This window comes from Rickettsia endosymbiont of Lasioglossum villosulum, assembly GCF_964026455.1.
In the GTDB taxonomy this organism is placed as follows: domain Bacteria; phylum Pseudomonadota; class Alphaproteobacteria; order Rickettsiales; family Rickettsiaceae; genus Rickettsia.
In genome coordinates this window covers 402,171-419,746 of the sequence record NZ_OZ032152.1, presented here as the reverse complement: position 1 = coordinate 419,746, position 17,576 = coordinate 402,171, and the positions used below count along the sequence as shown (strand labels likewise).

Below are 17,576 nucleotides of genomic sequence, written 5' to 3'. Positions count from 1 at the left end.
TTTTTTAATCACTTTAAACCAAACCTCGCTCTTCCAGTATATTATTGATGGCATCTGTAACGCTCATTCCCGCAATCATTCTATCTTCTAAAGCCCTATAATCCCTAGCATTAGTAGATGTTAGCATTAGAGTAAATGGATCTAACATTAATCTTGCTACAACTCCATGGACATTAGGTCCATAAATCGCTGCTTCACTATAATGCGGTGGATTCGAATGAATTGATTGTAGTAAATTTAGCTTCCAGTCCTCATCGACAAAACCTGCAAGTTTGGGGTTGGCTCTCATTGCTTTAAAGCTCTCAGGATTTTGCTTAAGAATAACTTTATGTGATGAGTTCTCAAAAGCTTTTTCAGCAGCTGATCCTGCTTCCCTGAAGTAATCAGTTAATTGCTGAGTAGCAAGAGTAATTGAGCCATTGTATTTTCTAGCTATTCTTCCTGCTTCTTCAATAAATTCTCCAGATCTCTTGCCAGATAGTAATTTCCATGCTTCATCAATCATGATTAGAAAGGGACGCTTCCTATCACCTTTAACCATGCTTTGGTTAATATGCACAATCATGATTTGTACAATTACTGCAAGTAATGCCGGGCTACTACGAAGATGATCAGTTTCAATTACTACTATATCTGAGCTTAAGGATAATTTTGCCTTACCACTAAAAAACTTGCCATATTGACCATCTCTGGTGAACGGAAATAACATATTACCAAGTTCTTGTGCGTAAGACTCTTCTCTTTTTAGCAACCAATCTGCTATATCAGTTATCTCAGCTCTTGCTCCTTTTTCTTGCCAAACAGCTATTAAGGCTTTTTGCAGCATTGGTTGCTGCAAATCATTAGTGCCATACTGAGGAGCTGCCATGGTAGCTAGAATCGATGGAAAACTTGCTAGAAAATCTGCCTGTGCTTCAATTGAGTCTTCACTGCCGCCTGCTGGAATTTCTGAGAATGGATTAATTGATATCGGATTTTTTACATCAAATTCAATATAATTACCACCTAATAACAAACAAGTTCTTTTAAATGATCTACCATAATCAAGAACAAATACTCTGCCGCCAGTACCTAAGACCGATAGCATTAATTCTTGCATAAACACTGATTTACCGGATCCTGGTACTCCTGCTATACAAAGATTAAAATTTTCATTTGGAGCTGCAGATGCAGTATATAAATTTGAGCCAATTAATGCTGAACCAAAGGGCGACCAATACATAATCTGTCCTCTTCTACCGGTAAGTAACATTCCAGGAGAGCTTAAATCCCCTTTCCATTCACCAATGATAGGCAGTAACACCTTACTTTCTGAGGCAATAGTCCTTATGCCTCTACCAAGATTTGATAATGCTACGCCAATTCCCCGAGTCTTTTTGTTAAATATATTATTGAATCTATTAAACTTACCCACTAAAGAATTTGGTATGGCTTCAACTAACTGCATAGGTAAACTAGCAAGCACCACCGCTAAATGATCATATTTACAAGGGACAAAATACCAGCCACTTCTTCGCAGCTGTGAGCAAAACTGTGATGCTGCCCCTTTGGCTTTATTCTTCTGATCCCACATAATGACATTTAAGTGGATATTTACTACTCTATCACCGCTTTGCAAGCACGCTACTGCCCCTGCTAAATCTTGTGCTTCTAGTTGCAGATTAGGAAAGAATTTACCCATCCCGGCATTAATATTTCTCTCTAAAGCTTCTCTTTTGGTAATAGCAGATGTTTTAGCCACTAACTGATTTGGTATAATCTGCAAACCAAAATGAATTAAAAAATTTGCTCTAATATATTCATCTCGTCTTAGCTCATTACCTAAAAATAAATCCATGGCTGATAAACGCCACTCAGAAGGTCTTTTTCCTGTCTCTAAGCTTATAAATATTTGATTATCATTAAGACTTACATAATCTTCCTTTTCATATAAAGAAAAATTACCGGGTAAAATCTGCTCAGATAATATTTCATAAGGGTTAAGTTCAGGATGTTCTTCTTCCCTCCAGCCAAATATTAAACGGACAAATTTTAATAGCAATGTTGCCTCAACATTATAAGTAGTAAGCCCAATTGATTTAAATGTATCTTGCAGTACTTCTCTTCTTCGTATCATCTCATTAATATCAATCGTTAGCATCGGAATAGTGACTGAAATTAATAAAACTACATCTTTGATATTTCCCTCTTCCTTTGCTTTTTGCTCTAAAAATTTTGTTCTTCTACTGCTAAGCTCAGCAAAGATTGTATTTTTTCTATGTAACTGCCAGTTATCTAGATATTCTCTTATATGATCAGAGCCAATCATCAATATTTGAAAACTACTTCCTGCCGGTAAATTCTCATCACTTTTTAAAAATTCAGCTATCTCTCCTTGAGCTTGCAAGCTTGTTCCAACTAACGGCCAGCCAAGCAGGACAAATCCTACTGAAGCTCTATTAAAAAACAAGCTACTCTCCTCATCATATGATTCATAAACAAAATGTTTAGCTAGTCTTTCCCGAGCAAAATCTTTATCAATTCCTGATATCATTATTATACCTTCCAAAGCATCTAGCAGAGTATCTCGATTTAAAATTAGGCTTATCATTATTACTATTTGGATTAAATATATCAAGATCTGCCATTTTATTTACTTCATATAATGATTTACATTTTAGTCCTTGGGGCAGCGGGCAATCAAAATCGTTTCTATATGGCATCAATTTACAATTAGCAACGCTAAAACTTAACATTAATAACAAAAGCAGATTAATTATTTTATTATTCATTAAAAATTACCCGGATATTGTTGTTCTGACTGCAAATCAATATCTGTCATTTCATCAGTCCCATTATCCTTGATAAAATGTTCTTGCAATTTAGTTTTTGCCTTAGAAAAACTTGTCACTTTATTCCCAGAATAATTTTGATCATTACTATAATTTGTGCTATTTTGCGAATAATCAGTAGTAGTTGGCGGCAGTAATCTATCTACTTTATCAGCCTCTTTATTCTCTCTTAAATCAAAACCTTTTCTAAATACTACATCTATTACTCTACCTGAAGCTACAACAATCACTGGACTCATACTTTCTGCTCGTTTAATTGCAAAATCAGCAAGCTTTTCTAAAGCATTACCAGTGCCGGCATAAACACCAGCTTTCAAAGAATCCTGAGCTTTTAAAGCATTTTGTTGCCCGGTAATCGGTGACACCGGAAATATGCTATTGCTTGCCTGGTTCTGGAAAAATTGTGCTATCCCGCCAAGTACGCCGTTAAGCACCGCCATTCTTGCTATATCTGATGATCTATCAACAACTATCCCTTTAATTCCAGGTCTACCATCTTCTCCTATTAACCAACCTTCTACCGGTTTTTCAATTATCTCTCCATTACTATTTAGTAAAGATACCGTCTCCAAACGACATTTAGCCCGCTCTGATGAAATATCCCCGCTGCAAGAACCAATTAAAATTGCTTCTTTGATTTGCTCCGTTTTATATCCTTTAGAAAAAATAGCTGTATCAACAAGCCTTATCATTATTGGCTCAGGAGATGCTGAGTTATTAGTGCCGGTTCCAACTACTACTCCAGTAAGCAGCACCCCTCGTGCAAAGCTGCCGGTAGTAATATAATCTTTAACGTCTTTTTTTATCCTTAAGTCAGCTCTTTTTACATAGCCAAGTAATCTTTTTACTGGAGCAGTAGGAGCAGCAACAATGCTTTGCTCAAGGTTATTATCTAGTAAATCTTCTATTTTTTGATTATTATTAAAATCATTGCCATCATATAATATAGTTTCTTCATGAGGCTTCTCTAATGATTCTAACTTTTGACTAAAATCATCAATTTTAGTTTTAGTTTCTAAATATTTATTCTCTATTAGCTTCTCTAAATGGTTCTGCATGTTTTTAACTTCATTTAATATTTCTGCAGTCCATTTTGCCCTTGGATCTATGGCCTTTTCTATTCCTGATATTTCCCTTGATTGTCTATCTTCTTGTAAACCTCGGGAAGCTTTTACCTCACTTTCTGAAAATCCATAAAATACCAAAACCATTATTACTCCTATGCAAGCTAAAGTAACTAATGGTCTGTTTTTAATTATCTCTATGAGTCCTGATAATCTTTTACTAAATGCAGATGGTAATGTATGATTCTCTACTTTACCTTTTATTTCTTCCTGCTTATTGAAATCTTGATCCATTGCTTTTAATCAATATCTTAATTATCTAACTGATTTTCATCCCACTAGAGACCCACTCTAAATAAAACCCTAAAATAATACCAATGGCTACAATTGCTCCGGCAAGTCTTAAATTACCCCTGACTACTGCCCAGATTGATGATAAAATCGTTGCTCCTGATATCCCGATAGTTTTAAGTTTACCAGTAGAGAGCCCACCAATGCGATCTAACTGTCCTTCTAATGTTTCTCCTAAAGCAACTTCAGATAGTATTACATTTACACAAAAAATTAACAATACCGGCAATAAAGGATATATTATTCTTAAATACTGTTTATTATTTTCTTTTTCTATTACATCTTTGTTTTTTACATTCATGATGCTTATCTTCCTTATTATTAGTTAACTTTGTTACTTCTTTTTCTAAATCAAACTTAATGAGTCTAATAGGAGCTGGTTTAGTTTTAGTAAAATTCAAGATTAAATCTTGGGTCGTACCATTTTCTCCAATTAGAGTTAGGTAAAGTTTACTGTTATCTTGCTGCGGTAAAATAAATAAACAGCCTGAATCATGTACTACTACTTCTGCAGCTTCCTGCGGATGAATAAAGATATCATTAATTTTTTCTCCTTCGATATTAATCCTAGTTGGAGCATCTTTGGCTATTTGCAGCTCTAACAAAGAATCAGCATGTAACATATAGCTTATCCCATAAGCATTACTACTAAAGCTTGCAAGCATTATTCCAACGCAAACTACTAATATCTGTAACTCTGACTTCAAACTTTTCATTGCTTATTTGCCTCTTCTTCCTTAATACCTGTAAGTAATAATAAATGATTTGCTCCTCGCTTGTAGGTTAACAAATAAGTTTTATCAGCTGCTATATGCTTATTTTCGGAAAACCAATAACGAAATGTTCCGTTAATTAATACTCCATCCTCAATGACTTTTACTTTTTTAGGAAAAAATACCGATGAAATATTAGAGCCCTTAACAAAATTTAAATGTTCCTTAAAAAATTTATCCAATTGCTCTGTATTACTAGATACTACTTTCATATCAGCTATTTGTCTCTCCACCTCCTCAGACGAAGTAGTAAATAATTCTTTCATTACAAAAACTGCCCATTCTTTAAGATAGGTCTCATGATAGCTTTTGGATGATACTATCATTCTTCTATCTGGCTCCATTGCCGGAATTAATAACCATTTTTCTTCCGTGCTAACTGTTTTAATCATCCCAAGAAGACTCGTAAACGCAAGCAGCAATGTGATAAGCAATAATCTCTTATTATATTTAACTAGCTGCTGAATAGAGCTTTGCTTAAATAAATGATCCATTACTTACCTATTTTTTTACCAAGCAAATTAGGATAAGAAGTAGGAGCATATAGCCATTTCTTAGCAACTAAATAACTCTTAAGTACAAAATACTCCGATAGTTTCTTAAACTTCTTAAATGCATAACAAAGTACAACTCCAGCTATAATACATATCATCCCAAGCTTAGCATGTCCGCTATTTAGTAACACTATTCCAGGTACTATACCAAGTAAGATAACAAACCACTCATCTAAGCTTAAACCCATATATTTTAGGGGAGTAGAGAGTGACCAATATAATCTTTGATTAGCACAATTATTATTCATATTAATTAAGTGATATTTCCATTAATAGATAAGTTTTGCTAGTCATGACATTAACATCCTAATTTTTACATTGCCAGTGGAGTTTTAAGCCATCACAAAAAAAGTTGTAATTCATCTAAAACTGTGGATATCTGGAGATAGAATCTATAGCTCTATCCATGAATTTGTTGATAACTAGCAGTAATTTTGCTAATATTAATGAAATAAATTATGGGTGAGTTGTGTATGTTTAGAAGTGATGTAGAGTTAAAATTAGAATGTTTAAAACTTGCTATTCAGTCCTGCTGTAGTTATGATGCTGTGGATGTAGCAAAACAATATTATCGTTTTCTTGTAGAAAATAGTGAAAATGTGCCGGTTCAATTCCTTTTTAATAATAAAGCTAATTTAAATTAACCATTAATTCTAATTACTTATTTTAGAGTTAGTACGTTTCCAGAATTGTAACTGCTCTAGGGCTTCATCAGACCAAATGACTTTCAACTTTTATTACCTTCTTTTTTCTTCTTTACCTTCAAAAGGTATTCTGTAATATCTTCAGCAGGTACGCCACTATCATAATTCATCCACCACCCATCTTCAGCATTTTCTATTTGTACAATATCTGCTTTAGTAGTTGATAAAATATAATCTTTAATATCATTTATTATATTAGCTTTAAAAAATTCCTGTATCTGTTCTTTAGTAATAGTATTATCTGCATTCTCTATAGCTTCATACCAAATAGAATGTTTATGTGTTAAATGACGTAAATAAGCAGCTGAATGTTCACCATAAAAAGAATATACTTTGTGAAGTAATTTTTTTGTTGCTAAGTCATAAATAGCAAAGTCTATTTCTCTGGGCAAAGGAATTACATTATCTCTAAAGCTGCCAAATATTGAGCGTAAAGCCGGTACTACCGACCCATGTTTCCAAGCCTTGATCTCTTCTTCAAACAACACTTTATCAAATAAAGCAAGATTAATGCCTTGAACAAAATATATTAATTTCTGCAGCTTTAACTAATGGAATGGACCTCCCGATATAAAGAATGAAAAGCGGAAGCTAATCTTCTATAATTAATATTAAATTATTAAAAAAATCAGGAGGCTAAAATGGAAGTTACCACAATTGGCATAGATATTGCAAAGAGAATTTTTCGTGCGCCACGAAGCGTAAATAAACTAGCTGAGGAAGGAGCAGTCATAGAAGTGTTGACCTAGCACACTATGTATCGAGTCTTGGATTGGTTTTGGTAACAAAACCAGTTAAGCGTAGACAGAAATATTATAGGCCGTAAGCTGAAAGGCTGAAGTTATTGAGCCTCGTTAACTTTAATTTATAAGACCGCAGACTGAGTGAAAAATCAGGAATGCAACATCACAGGCAACACAAATAGGCAGTTGGAGGTGGGGTCTTTGGGGTCTAAGAGCATGGCATGTAATAAAAGTTTATTTAGGAACGTGGGAGATCCTATAATTCCTGCTTGAAAGGGCAGTATTAGCTGACAAGTATAACAGCGAGGAAGCTGAAAAGAAGTATAGGAAGTCAGATCGGGTATAGTACCGACGAAGTTGGGTAATGCTAATGGAGGGAAGGCCCGTGGGTAGAGTCGATCTCTTTAGGGAAATGTTATGGTAACAACAGAATATCAAGCAAAGACAGAAACGAAACTGAAGAGAATAGCATGGTTATCTTCAAAGGATAAAGGCAAGGTCTTTAACAATCTCATGCACTTGTTCAATGAAGAAGCACTTACAGTTTGCTACCAAGAGCTTGATGCAAATAAAGCAATGGGAGTAGATGGAGTGAATAAGGTTAAGTATGGATCGAAGCTCACAGGAAATATCAAAGAATTAGTTAATAAACTAAAGAATATGGCTTATAAGCCAGGTAACATTTTGGAAGTAAAAATACCAAAAGAAGGTAAACTGGGTAAATACCGTACTTTAGGAATTAGCAATTTTGAAGATAAGATTTGTCAAAAGATGATGCAGAAAACACTTGAAAGTATTTATGAACCAATATTCTATGAATGTTCTTATGGATTCAGAGTAGGAATTGGGAGTCATGATGCTTTGAGAGAGCTTAGGCAACATCTTGATAAAAATGAAGTTGAGAGCATACTGGATATAGACTTAGCCAATTTTTTTGGTACCATTGATAGGAACATACTAATGAAAATGTTACAAGAGAAGATTCATGATAAGAAGTTGATAAGAAACATAGTTCGCATGTTTAAAGCCGGAGTACTATGTGAAGGAGAGCTGATTATTCAAGAAGAAGGGATAGTGCAAGGTATCTGTGCCAGTCCGATACTTGCAAACATCTTCGCTCATTATGTTTTAGATCAATGGTTTGAGGAAGTAGTAAAACAGCACTGCAAAGGAACTGTAACATTGTTTCGCTATGGTGACGATGCTGTGATATGTTGTAGGTATAAAGAGGAAACAAAGAAAATTAGAACAGCTTTAACAAAGCGTCTTGAGAAATATAATCTTAAACTTAATGAGGAAAAGACCAAGTTGGTAAGATTTTCAAAGAAAGGTTTAAGACAAGGCATAAAACAAGAAGCATTTAATTTTCTAGGTTTTACTTTTTACCTTGGCAAGTCTAGAAAAGGTAAGGTAATACCTAAGGTAAAAAGTTGCAGCAAACGGATAAGTACCAAACTAACGAGAGTTAAGGACTGGTGTAAAGACATTAAGAGCAATAATAAACTGCCTACTATATGGCAAAGCTTTTGCAGCAAGTTAAGAGGACATATCCAATATTATGGAGTAAGTTTCAATTATAAAGCAGTGAGTATTTTTGTATATCAAGCAGTGAGAATATTGTTCAAATGGCTAAATCGACGCAGTCAAAGGAAATCGTTTACTTGGGAAAAATTTAAATTGTTTATCGAACGCAACCCATTACCAAAAGTAAAAATATAACATCAAATCTTATAAATGAAGACCGTGTGAAGGATAATATCTTGAGCCCATTGCCTTAATAGGGCATGATGCGGTTCTAAATGGGGGGCGATTCAGGAAACTAATCGCTCTACCAGCTAAATTCATGGTGTAGATAAAAATGGTAAGACAGTGTTAAAGAAAAAATTAATGAGAGATCAGCTATTAAGTTTTATGGTCAATACACCAAAATGTTTAGTAGGAATAGAGGCATGTGGAGGAGCAAATTATTGGGCTAGAGAATTAATAAAACTAGGTCATGAAGTAAAATTAATGGCACCACAATTTGTAAAACCATATGTTAAGACTAATAAAAACGATCAGGCAGATGCTGAAGCAATATGTGAAGCTGTGGCAAGGCCTAACATGAGATTTGTACCAATTAAGACAATAGAACAACAAGATGTTTTATCAATTCACCGTGTTAGAGAAAGATTAGTAAGAAATCGCACTGCACTAGCTAATGAAATTCGAGGATTGTTAAATGAATTTGGTTTTATTATTCCACAAGGTATTAATAATGTTGTAGTGAAATTAACTGAAATTTTAGATGAGGGGAAATTGAGTTCATTAAGTTACCAAACATTTTATGAATTAAAAGAAGAATTTGTAGAGAATGATAAAAAAATAAAAGAATTAGAAAAACGACTAAAAGTAATAGCTATGAACTTGGTACAATGTCAACAATTAATGGCCATAGCTGGTATTGGTTTAATTACTGCTACTGCCTTAGTAGCCTCAATAGGCAATGCAAGAAATTTTAAGAATGGTAGGCAATTATCAGCATGGTTAGGACTAGTCCCAAGACAGCATTCTAGTGGAGGTAAAGAAAAATTATTAGGCATTAGTAAACGAGGTGATGTATATTTACGTACCCTATTAATCCAAGGTAGTAGAGCAGTACTTAATGCTAAGATAAGATTTATATCTAAAGAAGAAAAGTCCAAGAAAATTTATAGTAAGTTTACAGCATGGATGTTTAATTTAATTGAACGAAATGGTCATAATAAAACGGTAGTGGCTGTGGCTAACAAATTAGCAAGAGTAGTATTTGCTGTACTAAGTTCAGGTAATGATTACTTAGAAAGTAAAATGTGTAACTAAATAAATGAGTAATATAATAAATAACAAAAATAATTTATAGAAAATATAAATTTTTATAAATATTAATGAAATTCCGATCTAGAATATGCGAAAGAAAATGATAATGGTGGTAAATAAGACAAACTTAGCTTACAAAAAAACTGAATAACCCAACGGCTCTTTAGAAGCCGAAAAACTGATAAGTATATAGTGTGTAAGCCAGCGAATTCCATCAGGGCAATAGGATAAATTTGCTAATTTAAATTAGTTAATTTGTTAACTATAAGTCGAATACATGACTGCATTTGCTTTTTTGCTATTAAGTGTTATTTTTTTCTTGCCTTATTGGGAAGGTCCATACATGGGTTATACTATCCCCTGCTTCTCTATCAACTAATACTAAAAAATAATTAGCTACATCAAAACAGCTAAGTACTTTAGCTTTTTCTTTAGTATTCATAATTATAAAATTTTTTATGATGCTTTTTAATAGTGCATTATATTTTCAATAAGCTATAATTTTGTATTAAATTATTGCTATGAGATAATAGTCCAGATAAAAGTTTACATGTTGTAAAATCTTTAAAACGCGAGCATCTATAATGCAAGTCAATAAGAATTAACAAAAATTAGGTGTCCAGCAAGAATTATTTTTAATAATGGCATGCATAAAAGCAAGTAGTTTACGCATTACAGATGCTCGCGTATATATGATGGTGCTACTGTGAATTTAAAACTTACTAAACTGTTAAACCTAATACTCAAAATAAAACACAAACATTAACCCTTGAGCCACAATAATCCTTAAAAGCTCTAAATACACTTATGCTCAAAAAAATAATATATCTATTTTTTAGATACACAAATTATAGTATTACTATAATATTCATTGGCAATAATGTTATAGCTGCTTCCAATACACTCCCAACAAATATCCTTAGTGATCATAATGGAATAATAGAACTTTTGGAAAAAAAGCAAGATTTAATAAAGACGTCAAACGATCGTAGAGATTATAGGATATCACATCTGGAGAACATTAATAACAAAATACGATCAATCAATCATGCTATAGAAAAAAGGAAAGAAGAGTTGGAAGATATTGAATATGAAGATTCAGAACTAAGAAAATTAAATAATAGAAAAAAACTATATGAAAAATCCCAACAAAGCCTTATAAGCTCTGATGAATCTTCAACCGAATTATTAGAGAAAGAATTAAAAAAAATCGATGATATGATATCAAAACATAGTAATTTTGATGAAGGTCATATTGTTACTTCAACTCCTAAAAAATCTCAATCTAGTAGATCAGATAATTTAGATGCTTTAACCTCATCCTTAGACTTATCATCAGACAATGGAATTAATATTTTTAATGATTGTAACCTAGAATTGGATGCAGTAAGTAGTGGCGCTAATCAGACTAATCATAATACTCCAAATAGTAGTTACAACAGTAACCAAAACTTAGAACCATCTGATAGAAATAATGATATTGAGGGTCTTAACCTAAAAGATGAACTAGATGCAGTAGATGGTAGTGGTGGTAATCAGACTAATCATAATACTCCAAATAGTAGTTACAACAGTAACCAAAACTTAGAACCATCTGATAGAAATAATGATATTGAGGGTCTTAACCTAAAAGATGAACTAGATGCAGTAGATGGTAGTGGTGGTAATCAGACTAATCATAATACTCCAAATAGTAGTTACAACAGTAACCAAAACTTAGAACCATCTGATAGAAATAATGATATTGAGGGTCTTAACCTAAAAGATGAACTAGATGCAGTAGATGGTAGTGGTGGTAATCAGACTAATCATAATACTCCAAATAGTAGTTACAACAGTAATCAAAACTTAGAATCATCTGATAGGAATAATAACATTGAGGATCTTAATCTAAAAGATGAATTAAAAGAACCAAGCAGCAGGATATTAGACCGCATCAGTCAGTTCAGAGCAAGTAATAATGAGGTAATGTTAGCGTTAAAGATATTTAATCAAATAATCCAAAACAGATTAATAGGATTAAATGGTAAATCACAACCAATATCAGGGGGCGATGAGCAGAATAGAGGTTTTAGTATTTGGGATAATAGTGGTTACGCTATTAGTAAACAAGACAGTGGTAGCAGCATATCATCTTACACAGGAAGAATGCTAGCCATAATACTAGGAGGAGAAATATCATTTAATGATAGCTATATATTAGGCATTGCCTACGGCAATATTCATTCATACTTACGATTTAGTGAAACACTAGGCAAAAGCCGTATTAATTCACACATGGTCAGTGCTTATTACCAAAAAGATTTAGATAGAAACGTTTCTCTACAATTAATTGGTTCACTATCAGGTAGCAATATCAAAAATGTAATCAATGCCCAGAGACATGGTAAATCCTATATTCGTGGTATGGGCATTGAAGGTAATTTAAGCTATTATCACAATTTTACAAGTGGTATGCAATTAGTTCCGAACATTAGTCTAAAATATTATAATATGCTGAATAATTTATACAAGGAACAAGGAGCATATGATTATTTGTTAAAGATTTCAAGGAAATCTAGAAAGGTGTTCAACTGTACTATAGGCAGTAAGATAATATTAAATTCTACAGATATTAATTCGCATCTTAAACTAATTCCATCATTACAAGGCAGTATAGAAAGAAATTTTTTTGCAAGTCATAAGGCAATAACAGCTACATTTACAAGTAACCAGGATATTCCTAAAGAGATCAAAAAAGTAGATATGACAAGAAATTCAAGACTAGGGTATAACATAGGTGCCGGAGTAATAGCTCAAAATAATAATATTAAATTACAGTTTGATTACAACTACTACATGCACAAGAAATATAGCACACACTCAGGAACAATTACGGTAAGATTCGATTTATAAATTTTTGAGTTAATAGGGGCTCTGTCCAAATAAGCATACGCATCAAGTTAAGCCATAATTGTTAATAATTTTAGTGTATTTTGAATGGTGGATATTTTTTTGTGATATAAATGTTTGGCATATCTATCTACCGAGGCAGCATAATCTTTCCATCTTTTATTATTAATTTTACTATATTCATTAAGGTATTTGTCATAAAGCTCTTTAAATGTCAGTTCCTTAGCTAATCTAATCTTTTCTGCGACGGGATTATATCCTTTTGCAATCTCCCCTTTTAATTCAGATGCTTTGGCTCTAGCATCAATAATTGATAGATCAGGGAACACACCTATTTTAATTCTATGATATTTCTTATCAAGTACTGTGCCCAAATAAAATATTTTACTACCACCATATGATACGATTAGCAATAATCCTTTTTCTTTGGTATCTTTATATACATCTCGTTTTGCCTGTGGAGCTTTAATTTCATGTAATGCTTCTTTAGTAAACAATAGTGATAATAGCTCTGTTATATTCTACAATTTTGTCGGTAATTTTATTCCACCTGAATGGAATAATCTGACCTCTAATAATGGTAAAATCTTAAGTAAAACCTCAAGACAGCTCTTATCCCTAATAGTCTTCCGCTTACAAATCTATTATAACAATTCTATCGACGAACTCCAGGAAACCTATCATTTCTTTGAAGAATCTCTAGGAGTTTGTCAACGAAGAGTAAGACAATGTCTACTCGAACTAGAACAATCCGGGTTCATCAATCTTTCTACCACAACAGTAATTAAATATGGTATCAAATGTCGTAACACTCCTTGTATAAAATTAGCAAAAGATTTCCAGCCTTATAATCATACATCTTCAGCTGAAAACGAAAAAATTTTCAGCCATACACAAAAAATTTTTCGCTCCAACCCGAAAGAAATTTCAGGTCAACCTGAAAAAAATTTCGCCAACTACTTATATATAGATAATAATAAAAATATATCTAATAAATCTAGATCTAACAGATCTACAATTTTTCAAAATAAAAAAAATGAATCTAATTACAATAACCAAACTCAGTTACAAGAACAACAACTTGAAACAAATTTACAATTCAAGGCAACAAGCTTAATCAACGATCAACAACAAGCTGATAATACTAATTTCTCTAGTGCTAATATCACAATAGGTGCTACACGGATTAATACTGCACTCAAGCAGTTATTAATAAAATCTCTAAAAAATATAACTCTACACCATCAAACAGCAATAATGCATCAATTAATGCCGTTAATCATAAAAGCTGGTTCAAAAGAAAAAAATTAACAGATTTCCATCCATTAACCCAAGAAGAGGCTGATTTATTACAGATAAAATCAAATCGAGAATTTAATCTTACTTTTATTAACAAGCTCTTATTGAAATTAGCTGAACAATACCCAGAACATCATTTTGGTCATAAAAAAGTGTTTTTAAATTACATGGCTAAAGCTTTAGCTCATGAACTGAGAGAAACTACTCAAGCTAATTGTGAGAAGTTTCAGTTTAAATCTAGCAATGTGCATAAAGTTAAGGAGCAATATCTAGATAAAATAGAAAGCAGTAACAATACTAGCAGACAAGCCCAGTTAAAACGTAAAATCGTCGGTATTTTTGATCATGATACTGCCTATGAATTATTAAGCTCTTGCTGCTTTATTGGGGTAGTAGATAATAGGTATCAAATAAAATTGCTTAAAAATATGCTTCTTTCAGAACATAGCCAAGATAAAATATTGCAGCAAGTACGAATGATCTATGGCAATAGTATTGGACAGTTACAAATCATACCATTTGCTGAGCTTGCAACTAATCAGTATAACACTGAAGATGCACAACAAAATTATCTATTGCAGCTTAGCAGACAATTAAATCCTGATTCAGTATGGTATAAAGTGAGGAAATTTCTTATTGAACGTTATAACCAATATATTGATTTTGGGGTATTAAGTAAATTAGTAGTGGTAGAGGAAGATATAGTCAACAAAAAGCTAATCCTTAAATCAACAACAGCTTTTAATGATTACTATGTTAGAAATCGTCATATGCAAGATCTTACAGAAGCTTTTAAGACTCAAGATTATTGCTTTGAATTAATCAAGTTTGAATATAACTAAGCTATTGTGGTAATTGATAATTTGTAATAACTACTTCATCAGATATTTTATTGTGTTCAGGCATGGAATATTTAACCTTAATAGTACTAATATTAAAATTTTTGTATGAGTTTCTAATAAAGGGAGTATTACTATTAGAAACCATTATTTTAACACCTTTATCATTAAGTTCTGTAACAAAATCTTTAAGTCTCGTTTGCTCATTTTCATCAAAGGGTAATCTGGTATAAAACTTCTCACCTGATTTATGATAAGGAGGATCAAAATAAACAAAATCATTTTTTTGCGGTTCAATAAAAGAAAAATCTATAGCACAAATAGATGTGCCAGCTAAAAGGCTGCTACATTGATCAACTATTTTTCTTTTACCGCCAACCCATTGTAGAAATGGTTGTGTTTTGTTTGAGTTATTTACTGACATGAAATTATTATTAAAATATTTATACTATAATTATAGTACAAAGTAGGCTTAAATGCCAGCAAAATACCATATTCAAAGGAATTTTTGATAGTTTTTGTAGCATAATTAATGCTACTTTGGATTTAGATGTAATGGATAAAAGAGTTGAGATAACAAACAATAGTAATTTAGCTCTGTCTCATTTGTGCAGCTGTTTGCCTAATTGTATAAAAATCTGTCAAAAAAGCTCTTAAATCCTCTGTACTTCATGGAATAGTTAGGATATCTGTCCTTGTTAAGAGTGGTCGTGGTGCAACTCTAGTTCAGAGGTTAAATTAAAACTACAAAATTTTAGCACTTTAACCTCTGAGCTGTTTTCTTAACTTTAACAGCAAGGAGATGCTATGACAATTAATAATCAAAATCAACCAAAAGATAATCATAATATTACTAAAACAAATTGGAATCTTCAATTATCTCCCATATCTGTCACATTAATACCATATCAGCAAGAAGAGAATATCATTAACTCGACGATCACAAATTATACTGATATAATTAAATGTAAATTAGAATTACAAGAAGCAAATAATAAATTGAAAGAATCTGAGTTATTTAAAAGAGATGTGGTGCAAAATATGGTACATGGATTAAAGATTCCATGTAATGGGATTTTTTCATTAGTAACAGCCCTTTATGAAATAGAGGATCATCCTGAAAAAAAGGATTATTTAGCTAGTGTGGTAAATTGTGCTGAAGAATTACTGGATTATTATAACAATATACTTAGTTATCTAAACACTTCATGAAAACTTAATAGAATTTCTAGAAAAAAGAGGATTGAACCGGCAAGCCGATAGTTTAAGGAAAGATGCTACAACGCTTGATCTTTCAATTAAAAACATAGGCGAAGCCGGAGCAACGGAACTCGCTAGAGTTCTAAAAGATAATTCTACTCTTACTTCGCTTAATCTTTCAAAGAACAAAATAGGCGACGCCGGAGCAACGAAATTCGCTGAAATGCTAAAAGATAATTCTACTCTTACATCGCTCTATTTTGGAGCCAACAACATAGGCAAACCGATATTCAAAACAATTGAAGAATATCTAGAAAGAAATCAAGCTATAGCAGAAAAAAAAGCAGAAAGTTTAAATGCCGCAGGTGATGATTTATACAATCAAGAAAAATACAGTGAAGCCATAGAAAAATATAAAGCAGCAATAAAAATTAAGAAAGAACTTGAGCGATATAATTATAGCAAAGAAAACTTATATGAGAAGAATAAAGAAAAAGCAGAAAAGAAATATGAAGAACAACAAAAACAAATACTTTTAGAAAATAACGAACTTGCCGAAACAGTAAATAAATTTTTTCACGATCCTACCTCTGTCAGTCTTTGTTATCAGATAATAACAAATGATTTTGCTAAATTAATCGCAGATAAATTAAAAGTTATTAAGACAATTACCGCTATCGATTTTATGGGTAGCACTATAAGTGAACAAGGTATAAAAATTATTACTGAAGCTTTAAAAGTAAGTACACAATTAAAGAAACTTGATTTTAGCGGATGTGAGTTAGGTAATCACAAAATATTAGTGTTAGCCGAAATCTTACAGCTTAAGACTCTTACGCATCTTTGCCTTAATGCGAATTATATAGGGACTGTAGGAATAAACGCAATTATTAAAGCTTTAAAAGAAAATACTACTATTACGCATATAGATTTAGAGCAAAATAATATAGATCAACAAAGTCAAATTATAATTGAGAAATATTTACAGCGAAATAAAAATATAGCAAAAACGGATGATAAATTTCAAAAGTTAACGGATGACTTAAACGATAAAATATCTAATAATGCTACTATTAATGTTAATGATAAAACTAAAATAGCAGAACAATTAAAGAACATTGCATATAAAGCTAAGCTTCTAATTAATAAAGTCGATATAGAACAAGTAACAAATAACCTACAAGACCTTTTAAGTAAAAACAAAATTACCAAAGGAAATATTCTAGATTTAGAAGATGATATTAATGCAATAATCGACCACCAAAATATAAATGATAATATTAGCATATCAGGAGCAGAGGGTGATAGTAGTTTTATATAGATTAGAAAAACACGAAAACAATCAGTCCCCACTCTCTAAATTTTTATGCTGCTTGTGAATTTTGTTGCATAAAAAAGGGTCGTTTATATACTGTCTTTTATCCATGGTGGTTAGCAAATCGTACTATTTGCTTCCACCATTCAAATTATTCGCAATTAATCATAAAT

At 32.2% G+C, this 17,576-nt stretch carries 15 protein-coding genes and 3 pseudogenes; 7 read left to right on the top strand and 11 right to left on the bottom strand.

Annotated elements, in window-relative coordinates; all coding sequences use genetic code 11:
• Window positions 1-13 precede the first annotated feature (13 nt).
• From AAGD49_RS02060 to AAGD49_RS02030, 7 genes are read right to left on the bottom strand one after another with little or no spacing between them, the layout of a single operon-like run.
• Window positions 14-2,533: a TraC family protein gene (locus AAGD49_RS02060; RefSeq protein WP_341788939.1), complete on the bottom strand. Its 2,520-nt coding sequence runs from the start codon at window positions 2,531-2,533 to the stop codon at window positions 14-16.
• Entirely contained in the window at window positions 2,517-2,771 is a 255-nt protein-coding gene (locus AAGD49_RS02055; RefSeq protein ID WP_341788938.1) for a conjugal transfer protein TraV, read from the bottom strand. Before AAGD49_RS02055 ends, AAGD49_RS02060 begins: the two co-directional genes overlap by 17 nt.
• On the bottom strand, window positions 2,771-4,189 hold the full coding sequence (locus AAGD49_RS02050; protein ID WP_341788937.1) for a TraB/VirB10 family protein: 1,419 nt from the start codon (window positions 4,187-4,189) through the stop codon (window positions 2,771-2,773). The genes AAGD49_RS02055 and AAGD49_RS02050 overlap by 1 nt, the downstream gene beginning before the upstream one ends.
• A gap of 25 nt (window positions 4,190-4,214) precedes the next feature.
• Window positions 4,215-4,547, bottom strand: coding sequence for a hypothetical protein (locus tag AAGD49_RS02045; protein ID WP_045805770.1), 333 nt, complete (start codon window positions 4,545-4,547; stop codon window positions 4,215-4,217).
• A complete protein-coding gene (locus tag AAGD49_RS02040) occupies window positions 4,507-4,962 on the bottom strand; it encodes a hypothetical protein (protein ID WP_341788936.1) in 456 nt (151 codons plus the stop codon). Before AAGD49_RS02040 ends, AAGD49_RS02045 begins: the two co-directional genes overlap by 41 nt.
• Window positions 4,959-5,513, bottom strand: coding sequence for a TraE/TraK family type IV conjugative transfer system protein (locus AAGD49_RS02035; RefSeq protein WP_341788935.1), 555 nt, complete (start codon window positions 5,511-5,513; stop codon window positions 4,959-4,961). The genes AAGD49_RS02040 and AAGD49_RS02035 overlap by 4 nt, the downstream gene beginning before the upstream one ends.
• Entirely contained in the window at window positions 5,513-5,821 is a 309-nt protein-coding gene (locus AAGD49_RS02030; protein ID WP_341788934.1) for a hypothetical protein, read from the bottom strand. Before AAGD49_RS02030 ends, AAGD49_RS02035 begins: the two co-directional genes overlap by 1 nt.
• Window positions 5,822-6,031: 210 nt before the next feature.
• Between AAGD49_RS02030 and AAGD49_RS02025 the strand changes: the two genes are divergently transcribed.
• Window positions 6,032-6,217, top strand: coding sequence for a hypothetical protein (locus tag AAGD49_RS02025; protein ID WP_341788933.1), 186 nt, complete (start codon window positions 6,032-6,034; stop codon window positions 6,215-6,217).
• Between the two features lie 83 nt (window positions 6,218-6,300).
• On the opposite strand, the gene AAGD49_RS02020 is transcribed toward AAGD49_RS02025, so the two are convergent.
• Complete coding sequence (locus AAGD49_RS02020) at window positions 6,301-6,762, bottom strand: hypothetical protein (protein WP_341788932.1); 462 nt, start codon at window positions 6,760-6,762, stop codon at window positions 6,301-6,303.
• 675 nt (window positions 6,763-7,437) lie between these two features.
• Between AAGD49_RS02020 and AAGD49_RS02015 the strand changes: the two genes are divergently transcribed.
• Window positions 7,438-8,739, top strand: coding sequence for a reverse transcriptase domain-containing protein (locus AAGD49_RS02015; RefSeq protein ID WP_341788931.1), 1,302 nt, complete (start codon window positions 7,438-7,440; stop codon window positions 8,737-8,739).
• 120 nt (window positions 8,740-8,859) lie between these two features.
• Window positions 8,860-9,861 carry an IS110 family transposase gene (locus AAGD49_RS02010; protein ID WP_341789202.1) on the top strand — a complete coding sequence of 334 codons (1,002 nt, stop codon included), beginning with the start codon at window positions 8,860-8,862 and terminating at the stop codon, window positions 9,859-9,861.
• A 298-nt stretch (window positions 9,862-10,159) separates the two neighbouring features.
• Here the strand turns inward: AAGD49_RS02010 and AAGD49_RS02005 are convergent, their stop codons facing one another.
• Complete coding sequence (locus AAGD49_RS02005) at window positions 10,160-10,300, bottom strand: hypothetical protein (RefSeq protein ID WP_341788930.1); 141 nt, start codon at window positions 10,298-10,300, stop codon at window positions 10,160-10,162.
• A 365-nt stretch (window positions 10,301-10,665) separates the two neighbouring features.
• Here AAGD49_RS02005 and AAGD49_RS02000 point away from each other — a divergent pair, with 365 nt between their 5' ends.
• Window positions 10,666-12,753: an autotransporter domain-containing protein gene (locus AAGD49_RS02000; protein WP_341788929.1), complete on the top strand. Its 2,088-nt coding sequence runs from the start codon at window positions 10,666-10,668 to the stop codon at window positions 12,751-12,753.
• A gap of 80 nt (window positions 12,754-12,833) precedes the next feature.
• Here the strand turns inward: AAGD49_RS02000 and AAGD49_RS01995 are convergent.
• Window positions 12,834-13,268 (bottom strand): annotated as a pseudogene (locus tag AAGD49_RS01995) (Arm DNA-binding domain-containing protein); the annotation flags it as partial.
• On the opposite strand from AAGD49_RS01995, the pseudogene AAGD49_RS01990 reads away from it, so the two are divergent.
• Window positions 13,219-14,891: pseudogene (locus AAGD49_RS01990) on the top strand (hypothetical protein). The pseudogenes AAGD49_RS01995 and AAGD49_RS01990 sit on opposite strands and share 50 nt — an antisense overlap.
• A 1-nt stretch (window position 14,892) precedes the next feature.
• On the opposite strand, the pseudogene AAGD49_RS01985 reads toward AAGD49_RS01990, so the two are convergent.
• Window positions 14,893-15,240: pseudogene (locus AAGD49_RS01985) on the bottom strand (DNA adenine methylase); the annotation flags it as partial.
• 455 nt (window positions 15,241-15,695) lie between these two features.
• On the opposite strand from AAGD49_RS01985, the gene AAGD49_RS01980 reads away from it, so the two are divergent.
• Window positions 15,696-16,100 carry a hypothetical protein gene (locus AAGD49_RS01980; protein ID WP_341788928.1) on the top strand — a complete coding sequence of 135 codons (405 nt, stop codon included), beginning with the start codon at window positions 15,696-15,698 and terminating at the stop codon, window positions 16,098-16,100.
• Window positions 16,101-16,131: 31 nt separating this feature from the next.
• A complete protein-coding gene (locus AAGD49_RS01975; protein ID WP_341788927.1) occupies window positions 16,132-17,409 on the top strand; it encodes a ribonuclease inhibitor in 1,278 nt (425 codons plus the stop codon).
• The last annotated feature ends 167 nt before the right edge of the window (window positions 17,410-17,576 follow it).

Bases quoted from the DNA above. Each gene is read 5' to 3' on its own strand.
- AAGD49_RS02060 (WP_341788939.1), bottom strand. From the start codon at position 2,533: ATGATATCAGGAATTGATAAAGATTTTGCTCGGGAAAGACTAGCTAAA.
- AAGD49_RS02055 (WP_341788938.1), bottom strand. From the start codon at position 2,771: ATGAATAATAAAATAATTAATCTGCTTTTGTTATTAATGTTAAGTTTT.
- AAGD49_RS02050 (WP_341788937.1), bottom strand. From the start codon at position 4,189: ATGGATCAAGATTTCAATAAGCAGGAAGAAATAAAAGGTAAAGTAGAG.
- AAGD49_RS02045 (WP_045805770.1), bottom strand. From the start codon at position 4,547: ATGAATGTAAAAAACAAAGATGTAATAGAAAAAGAAAATAATAAACAG.
- AAGD49_RS02040 (WP_341788936.1), bottom strand. From the start codon at position 4,962: ATGAAAAGTTTGAAGTCAGAGTTACAGATATTAGTAGTTTGCGTTGGA.
- AAGD49_RS02035 (WP_341788935.1), bottom strand. From the start codon at position 5,513: ATGGATCATTTATTTAAGCAAAGCTCTATTCAGCAGCTAGTTAAATAT.
- AAGD49_RS02030 (WP_341788934.1), bottom strand. From the start codon at position 5,821: ATGAATAATAATTGTGCTAATCAAAGATTATATTGGTCACTCTCTACT.
- AAGD49_RS02025 (WP_341788933.1), top strand. From the start codon at position 6,032: ATGGGTGAGTTGTGTATGTTTAGAAGTGATGTAGAGTTAAAATTAGAA.
- AAGD49_RS02015 (WP_341788931.1), top strand. From the start codon at position 7,438: ATGGTAACAACAGAATATCAAGCAAAGACAGAAACGAAACTGAAGAGA.
- AAGD49_RS02005 (WP_341788930.1), bottom strand. From the start codon at position 10,300: ATGAATACTAAAGAAAAAGCTAAAGTACTTAGCTGTTTTGATGTAGCT.
- AAGD49_RS02000 (WP_341788929.1), top strand. From the start codon at position 10,666: ATGCTCAAAAAAATAATATATCTATTTTTTAGATACACAAATTATAGT.
- AAGD49_RS01980 (WP_341788928.1), top strand. From the start codon at position 15,696: ATGACAATTAATAATCAAAATCAACCAAAAGATAATCATAATATTACT.